Annotated in this window: 11 protein-coding genes; 4 read left to right on the top strand and 7 right to left on the bottom strand. The window is 33.0% G+C overall.

Going from position 1 to position 7,279, the window contains the following annotated elements:
• From ACN6NE_RS30865 to ACN6NE_RS30845, 5 genes are all read right to left on the bottom strand, one after another.
• The coding region (locus tag ACN6NE_RS30865; RefSeq protein ID WP_205654831.1) for a DoxX family protein at positions 1 to 133 on the bottom strand (133 nt) is incomplete at its 3' end.
• Positions 134 to 283: 150 nt separating this feature from the next.
• Positions 284 to 442 (bottom strand): hypothetical protein, encoded by a 159-nt coding sequence (locus ACN6NE_RS30860; protein ID WP_165351639.1) that lies wholly within the window; start codon positions 440 to 442, stop codon positions 284 to 286.
• A 246-nt stretch (positions 443 to 688) separates the two neighbouring features.
• A complete protein-coding gene (locus tag ACN6NE_RS30855) occupies positions 689 to 1,126 on the bottom strand; it encodes a MarR family winged helix-turn-helix transcriptional regulator (protein WP_129703934.1) in 438 nt (145 codons plus the stop codon).
• Positions 1,104 to 1,553 (bottom strand): EVE domain-containing protein, encoded by a 450-nt coding sequence (locus ACN6NE_RS30850; protein WP_474329391.1) that lies wholly within the window; start codon positions 1,551 to 1,553, stop codon positions 1,104 to 1,106. The genes ACN6NE_RS30855 and ACN6NE_RS30850 overlap by 23 nt, the downstream gene beginning before the upstream one ends.
• Positions 1,550 to 1,975 carry an SRPBCC family protein gene (locus ACN6NE_RS30845; protein WP_474329389.1) on the bottom strand — a complete coding sequence of 142 codons (426 nt, stop codon included), beginning with the start codon at positions 1,973 to 1,975 and terminating at the stop codon, positions 1,550 to 1,552. The genes ACN6NE_RS30850 and ACN6NE_RS30845 overlap by 4 nt, the downstream gene beginning before the upstream one ends.
• A gap of 761 nt (positions 1,976 to 2,736) precedes the next feature.
• On the opposite strand from ACN6NE_RS30845, the gene ACN6NE_RS30840 reads away from it, so the two are divergent.
• From ACN6NE_RS30840 to ACN6NE_RS30825, 4 genes are all read left to right on the top strand, one after another.
• On the top strand, positions 2,737 to 3,408 hold the full coding sequence (locus ACN6NE_RS30840) for an NAD(P)H-dependent oxidoreductase (protein WP_129703943.1): 672 nt from the start codon (positions 2,737 to 2,739) through the stop codon (positions 3,406 to 3,408).
• A 477-nt stretch (positions 3,409 to 3,885) separates the two neighbouring features.
• Entirely contained in the window at positions 3,886 to 4,092 is a 207-nt protein-coding gene (locus ACN6NE_RS30835; protein ID WP_129703945.1) for a helix-turn-helix transcriptional regulator, read from the top strand.
• A 1-nt stretch (position 4,093) separates the two neighbouring features.
• Positions 4,094 to 4,534, top strand: a complete 441-nt coding sequence (locus ACN6NE_RS30830; protein WP_129703947.1) for a hypothetical protein — start codon at positions 4,094 to 4,096, stop codon at positions 4,532 to 4,534.
• A 19-nt stretch (positions 4,535 to 4,553) separates the two neighbouring features.
• On the top strand, positions 4,554 to 5,036 hold the full coding sequence (locus ACN6NE_RS30825) for a small multi-drug export protein (protein ID WP_204232239.1): 483 nt from the start codon (positions 4,554 to 4,556) through the stop codon (positions 5,034 to 5,036).
• Between the two features lie 122 nt (positions 5,037 to 5,158).
• Here the strand turns inward: ACN6NE_RS30825 and ACN6NE_RS30820 are convergent, their stop codons facing one another.
• Together ACN6NE_RS30820 and ACN6NE_RS30815 are read right to left on the bottom strand one after the other, a co-directional pair.
• Positions 5,159 to 5,608, bottom strand: coding sequence for a DUF3574 domain-containing protein (locus ACN6NE_RS30820; protein ID WP_240702385.1), 450 nt, complete (start codon positions 5,606 to 5,608; stop codon positions 5,159 to 5,161).
• Positions 5,609 to 5,852: 244 nt separating this feature from the next.
• Complete coding sequence (locus tag ACN6NE_RS30815; protein WP_474329385.1) at positions 5,853 to 6,356, bottom strand: DinB family protein; 504 nt, start codon at positions 6,354 to 6,356, stop codon at positions 5,853 to 5,855.
• Positions 6,357 to 7,279 lie beyond the last annotated feature (923 nt).

The following is a 7,279-nucleotide window of genomic DNA, read 5'->3' as shown; positions in this document are numbered from 1 at the left end:
CAATTGCAGACATGAACCATAATGGGTATCGATAGTGCCGCCAATGTTCAACTTGAAACGGTATACGAAAAAGTTTTATAAATCCTCCTATTAAAATAAAGATTGCTAAAATCACTTGCACAAAAGTGATCATCTAAGCTTCCTCCTTTTAATGATCTTGTTTAGAGATATTTTCAAGTAGGAATGAATGGATATATATTCCTTGTTGTATTTTATCATTAATGATGAATTATTAAATTAAAATTATGTATACCATATACAAATTTAGTTAACATAATGCCATTTATCGGTATGAAATAGAAAAAACGCCTTTTAATTCAAACGTTAAGTAATCGCTTTCAATTTTTACTTTCTCAAAATGATTTGATGGGTTATAATAAATATCTACAAAAATATAAATGATATGTAAGTAACAAGCAATTACACCCTTAATATTTAGCAAAAAGAAAAGCCTACCTCTGACAAATCAGGTAAGCTTTTCTTTTTAGTACATAAGTTATCAATAAATTGAGCAAATTACTCAAGATGTCGCCAAACATCGACTTGTGCAACTAACTATACAACGGAAAAAGCTACTAATCCCTGTTTAGTGGCTTTTTCTGATTTTAAAATGTATATCGTATAGATTTTTAGTTACCATAAAACAACTTATAGGAAGTAGTATGAGCTATTCTAGAAACCAACTTAGTTATAATAAAGAATGTAACATCTTATTAAAGTCTTCCTGGGTATCTTTAATATTATTAAAAAACTGTTCATCTACTTTTTCTACAATTGGAATCCCCTGTTTAACCTTATTTTTTCCTTCTGCAGTTATAGATAATAAAATTTCTCGTTTATCTAAGGGGTTCTTACTTCGCTCTAAAAGCCCTTTTGTTTCAATAGTACGTACTACATCAGAAACCATCATAATATTTAACTTTGTAAAATCAGCAAGCTTTTTTTGAGTCACATTTTCTCCCTTAGTCTGTAGAAAATCACATGCTGCTAGTAACACAAATTGTGAATGAGTAACATTTATCTTACTCAGTTCTTTTGTTATCAGTCTTTGCCACGAATGTGTTACTTGCCATAATAGAAATCCTGAGCTATCTTCTGGATTATTAAATTTGGAAACCCATTTCATGCTGTTTTACCCCCATAGCTTTAGCAATTATTAAAAAGTCTTCCCGTTCTATCTCAAAATGCCCCCTTCTAAAGAGTAAACCTACATTTGGGGTCGTACGGGCAAAATTTAATAAAGGCTTAATTTCTAAATAACTAGCAGTTTGGCATTCTTTGAACTCTACATCTATTCTATTCGGTATAAAGTTTGGATTCATTTCATAAAGATAAACCTCACCCGATTTAACTTTACCAATAGCAGTAAAAGACTGTAAAGGTAAGCCATTTTTATAAGATGTCTTTGGCGAATAATAAATGAGCCAATCTCCTGCTTTCATTCGTTTTAAAGGATATGCTTTACCATGACATAGTTGAGCAAAGCCATTTTTCTCTCCTATTCTTACATGATCCTCAGATACTACACCTATCCAATATCGTATTTTAGTCATTCGTTTTCACCTGCCAATTTAACAAGTCTATCCATAGAACGAGGGATATTTTTTGTTAACAAGGGTCCTATCTGACCTCCTATTTCCTTAGCATGAAGGCCTGAAATGCTAACGCCATGAGTAATTTTAGTTTGGAAACCAGCATTGTTTATGTAATGGTAAAAAGCAATTTGTATATTTAGTTCGTCTATTACCATAACATTTGTAAAGCTTCGATTTTCTTTCACTTCTTTAAGAGTAAAGGTACCAGGTTTTTGATTGAGAACTGTTAGAGATCCAATACTCCCCGTTGTAAATGGGCCATCTAAATGAGCTTCTATAATTTCGTCATCCCACTTTGACCATTTAGATATATCTTGATACAAATTCCAAATGGATATAGGGCTAGAAGTAGTAAAAATAGAATGTTCGTAGTTCCACATAATAAGACCTCCTAAAATAGTAAGCGCACGTATTATTAATAATACGTGCGCTTACTATTCGTGTCAATATTTAACAGAAGGTTTATCCTGTATAAAAATCTAGCTACCATAATCACGATTATAGGTAGCAAAAAAGCCTTTATATTGGGATTAAAGGCTTTTTTGCTAATCTTTATATTTCTAAGCCACATACTAATTATGAGAAAAGATTTCCAACAAAGATAATCCATCCAGTCACTATAATTAATACGGCACTAAGTATAATGGTTAAAACACTTCTCACAGCTGATTTCCAATTATGTATTCCGAAGAAGCCTATAATACCAACTAAAAATATAACAATTGCTACATAAAAATTTAAGCTTAATAACGATGGGTGAGCAAAAGTTATGAAAGTTAGACAGACACATAGCAATGAGAAGACGAATGACCAAAGGTTTATCGCTTTTGTCATCTAAATTAATCTCCTTTATCTATAAAATCTACCATATTATCTCATATTTATATTCTATAAATCTAGTTTACGTAATACCAATTCTAGGCACAAAGATAAGTAACACCTTACTATAAGACGTTACTTATGGTAATTGACAAAAAAATCGTTTGAAAATAATAAAGTTGTTAAAAAATGCGGATTATTCTATTCAACAATCGGGTCATATAAAGAAATAAAGATTATTGAACTAACTGGCAGGGTAATAAAATGCTTTTGGAGAAATATGGTTTGGTAAAGTACCACTAAAAAGGAAGGATGATTCTACATGATGGGAATAGAGAGTAAAAAACAGGAGATTTTAAAAGCTTACCAGTTCAGACATGCTTGCAAGGAATTTGATACGAACAAAAAGATTTCGGATGAAGATTTTCGCTTTATTTTGGAGACAGGTAGATTGTCTCCAAGTTCAGTTGGTTTAGAGCCGTGGAAGTTTGTCGTGATCCAGGATGCAGCGCTTCGCGAAAAATTAAAACCTGTATCCGGCGGTGCCCAAGGACAACTTCCTACTGCCAGCCATTTTGTAGCTATATTGGCCAGAGGAAAAGAAGGCTTAAGACATGATTCCGTTCACGTAATCAAAATGATGAAAGACATTCATCATATGCCTGAAGAAGTTGTACAAAATCTTTCCGGTTTCTACAAATCCTTCGTCGAGACAGAACTCGAAGATAATGACCGTCTCATTTTTGAATGGGCAAGCAAACAAACGTATATAGCATTAGGAAACATGATGACAGCTGCGGCTCAGATCGGTATTGATTCCTGTCCAATAGAAGGTTTTGATAAAAAGCAGGTAACCACTATTTTGCAAAATGAGGGTATCATTGAAGGCAACGATTTCGGTGTAGCCTGTATGGTCGCTTTCGGATATCGGAAAGAGAATCCGAAACGTCCAAAAACAAGACAAAATCTTGATGAAATTGTTGAGTGGCGATAAAACTGTAGATGATGCTTCTCAACATCAGGGGACATGTTTAGAAGGCATGTCTCTTTTAATGTCATTTTAAAATAAGGTGAAAAATATCCATGAAATGAAAAATGGAACGGAGAGTGAAAATATCCTACGCATTTTAAAGATACGCATCTAAATCGTGTTTAATAAATTGTTCCATATTATATATATGCCTTAAAGGTAATAAGAGCAGGCTTAAGCCTGCTTTTTCTTTTATTCATGAAACAAAATGTTTCAAATTTTAAACATAAACGTTTCATAAGCTAGGAAATATTAGAGAACACCATGTTCATTTTTTTGAACCTAATGTTCTCTAAATATGAACATACATGTTCACTTCTACTTAATATAATTCAGGTTATAGGAGTAAAACTATATCGCCTAAAATGCAAACTATCCTTTACATTTTGTAAATGATACCTTACAATTAAAAGTAAATAAATGGATAAGGAAGGCTTCTAAATGCTCAGAAATAGAGTTCGTGAATTACGTGCCCGTTTTAAATGGACACAACAAGACTTAGCTGATTCAGTCGGCATTACAAGGCAGACAGTTGGGTTAATTGAAAAAGGAGATTATGCTCCTTCTGTTGCCCTAGCTTTAAAAATCGCTCAGTCATTTAATGTATCTGTCGAAGATGTATTTTACCTGAAGGAAGGGAAGGAATAATATGCTACAACGTATTATAAGGTCCCCATTTATACCCATGAGTATGTTTCTTTTAATCATTGTATGTTTTACCATTTCTACTATGGATTTTTATCCAAATCAATCTATGTTAGCTAGAATGGTTTTTTTAGCCTTAATTGCTGTAACAATATGCTGGACAGTATTAACCCAACTACATAACCGTAAACATCCTCATGATCGTATTAATTATTTAGGATTAATCCCTCCAGAGTTTCAAGAAACAGATGAAGGGCAACAATGGATTACCTTTAAAGCTTGCAGAAACGTATATGTTTATTATACGTATGCCTTACCTATCGTAGCAGGTATCTGTTTTCTCTTCTCTCATAGTCGCTTTATTCCGTTACTGAGTATAGGAGCTTTGGGATTAGGACAGTACCTTGTATATTGGTTAACCATACGTAAGTTAAATCAATTTTAAAGATGCGAGGAGAGAAGAAATGAATCTATTAGAATGGGCACAAAATGCAAATAGTGTATGGCAATATCTCGTTTTATTTTTGCTGGCCGTAGCTCCATGGATGGATGTATCTATTATTGTTCCACTCGGAGTCTTATGGGGATTATCACCAATTGGGGTTGGGGTAACAGCATTTATCGGTAATCTTCTTTTGATTTTATTGCTAGGACTATTTTTTAAACAGTTTTCAGCATGGCGAACAAAAAGAAGAATGAAAAAAGGGATTACGGGTCCAACAAAAAAAGAAACAAGGTCAAAGAAGATATGGGAAAAATACGGTATACCAGGATTAGCCTTGCTTGCTCCTATTTTAGTAGGAACAGATATAGCTGCAGTACTTGCTCTCACTTTTGGATCTTCGCGTCGACATGTAATAGGATGGATGACAACTAGTTTAGCAGTATGGACCATCGTATTTACGGTTTGTTCGATGTATGGTTTTAGCTTTTTTAACTTGATCTAAGCTTTATAATATAAATCTAAATTAAATGTATACCTTATACAAACCCATTTTACATAATATTCTTTTATCGGAAAAGCTCTTAGAATTATTTATTCTAAGAGCTTTTTGACTTTATAAATCTTTTATTCAATAAAATACATTCTTCCATTTACTTCAATAGATATCGAAGACTGTTTCATTTCTTTTTTTAGCTCTTTTGCATATGCTACAACTTCATTAATTTTATTCTTATCTAATTTTTCAGTGAAGCTATAAACAATGGTTACCTTTTCTTTAACTAATTTTTTATTATCTCCTATCCAGGCTCCTGTTCCATCATCAGAAGTGGCACCTCCAAACATATTAGAGAATTTCTCTAAAGATTGGTCAACATATTTGCTATTATCAATAGGTTGATCAATATTGTAAGTAGATGGAACGTAAATTTTTACAACTTTGTCAAGGTAAGATTGTCCTCCCAGAACATTCGATTGTTGTTCTTGAGTTGTTGAGGTTTGCTTAGATGGGTATTCAGCATATACTATATAACTAAATAACCCAATTAACATAAGGAATGCTAATAACTTAACCACTAATTTGTTCTTCAGCTTTATCACGTCCCCTTATTTAATAATTCCTAATTACAAAGTAACAAATATAGGAAATACATCTTTATATTATCAAAAAGGTATATGAACGTATATATACTTTTTTTGTCGATTTTTAAGCTGTATACAATATTCATTTTTAGTTACCATAATGTGAATTATCGGAAATCACATGTGAAAAAGCCCTTTTATTAAGGGCTTTCACTTGTTTACTCTTATATATTTAATGTTACATTTTGGGAGCTTCCATACCAAAATTCGCCCATTCTTCTTTTGATGGCCCATAAATACCTGAAACGGGTAATCCTGCCTGTCTCATAAGAACGGTCATTTGTCCCCGGTGGTGGGCTTGATGTTGTATTAAAAACATTAAAAGTGATCCATTTGGTATTTTCTGACCCAAAAAGTCTATTCGTTCTTCTAACGTTTTGTCGATCCATTGAGTTTTTAATGCTTGTACAAATGCGTCACTTGCTTGCTGATAGCTGTCTGCTATAAACTGAGCCGTAGTAGGAACAGGCCAATCTTCAGACGGTGCCTCAAACGTTAAGTTAGTGTTTGAAGCAATTATGTGAATGGCAGCTACTGTATGCCAAGCAATACGTCCTAGAGTCCAATTCTGTGAAGTAATTTCCTGTTTAAGAGAACCATCAGTTAAATTTTTTAGTAGTCTCTGGGTAGCATTTGCTTCATATTCCCAAGATTTTAAAAAACTATCTAAACTTTGAAACATAAAAATCCCCCTTTTGTTTATCCTTTTAATTCCATTTTAACAATAGTTGTATTATAAAACATTATGTACAAGACGTTCATTCCTAGTTAACATAAAACACTTTTTCGGAACACCTTCGTACTTCTTAATTATAGAATAGCCTTAAAGTCTACAGGAGCAGGCTTAAGCCTGCTTTTGATACATCTCGTATCAAAAATAATACAAAATGTATCATTTTCTATACATAAATCTTTCATAGCTGGTGAAACATTTATGTGAATGATTTATATCCTAATTGAGCACACTATTGAAAAGTTGGAGAGATGTTCATTCTCAATTCTTTAGTGTGTACTATGAATAGTCTAAAAGAAAAACCTACTGTCCATGGGGACTGACCCCATATTCAGTAGGTTTTTCTCTTTTCTATACATAAGTTCTTACTAAACTGAACAAGCTACTCAAGATACGACAAAGCGTCAACACAACATTACGATTGCCGTATAAAAAAAGGCTGCCTCTTTTGACTGGGAAGAGGTAGTCTTTTTTTATACGGTATACAAATCTAGTCTAAATAAGGTCAATAAAGTATAGAATCCCCTCAATAGGGCAGACTGCTAAAGTTCGTTGGATCATATACAATACCTGTTGTATGTAAATAGCTTTATTTCTTGTTGCAGTTGCAGACTTCCTAACAAGTCTGTTTCTTTTTATTTAATAATTATAAAAATGAATAATAAATAACATCTTGAGCAAACTACTCAAGACGCCGTGAGGCTTCTGTCCTTTGGTTAAATAATGTAGCAAAAAAACTCCTGAACTGAACTGCACCCCAATTGTTAGACAAAGAAACTCTAATGATTGGGGTGCTTGTATGTCTAGACATACATTTGAAGATAAGTTGAAGGCTATTGATTTGTACCTAAATAAGCGCAACTCATATAGGG

It is taken from the genome of Priestia sp. 53B2 (genome assembly GCF_056099005.1).
Note: the sequence above shows the minus strand (reverse complement) of the source record. Positions and strands in the feature narration are given on the sequence as shown.

Excerpts from the sequence above, each read along its gene's own strand:
- ACN6NE_RS30845 (WP_474329389.1), bottom strand. The coding sequence starts at position 1,975 with ATGTGGAACTACGAACATTCTATTTTTACTACTTCTAGCCCTATATCC.
- ACN6NE_RS30835 (WP_129703945.1), top strand. The coding sequence starts at position 3,886 with ATGCTCAGAAATAGAGTTCGTGAATTACGTGCCCGTTTTAAATGGACA.
- ACN6NE_RS30825 (WP_204232239.1), top strand. The coding sequence starts at position 4,554 with ATGAATCTATTAGAATGGGCACAAAATGCAAATAGTGTATGGCAATAT.
- ACN6NE_RS30855 (WP_129703934.1), bottom strand. The coding sequence starts at position 1,126 with ATGAAATGGGTTTCCAAATTTAATAATCCAGAAGATAGCTCAGGATTT.
- ACN6NE_RS30840 (WP_129703943.1), top strand. The coding sequence starts at position 2,737 with ATGATGGGAATAGAGAGTAAAAAACAGGAGATTTTAAAAGCTTACCAG.
- ACN6NE_RS30815 (WP_474329385.1), bottom strand. The coding sequence starts at position 6,356 with ATGTTTCAAAGTTTAGATAGTTTTTTAAAATCTTGGGAATATGAAGCA.
- ACN6NE_RS30850 (WP_474329391.1), bottom strand. The coding sequence starts at position 1,553 with ATGACTAAAATACGATATTGGATAGGTGTAGTATCTGAGGATCATGTA.
- ACN6NE_RS30830 (WP_129703947.1), top strand. The coding sequence starts at position 4,094 with ATGCTACAACGTATTATAAGGTCCCCATTTATACCCATGAGTATGTTT.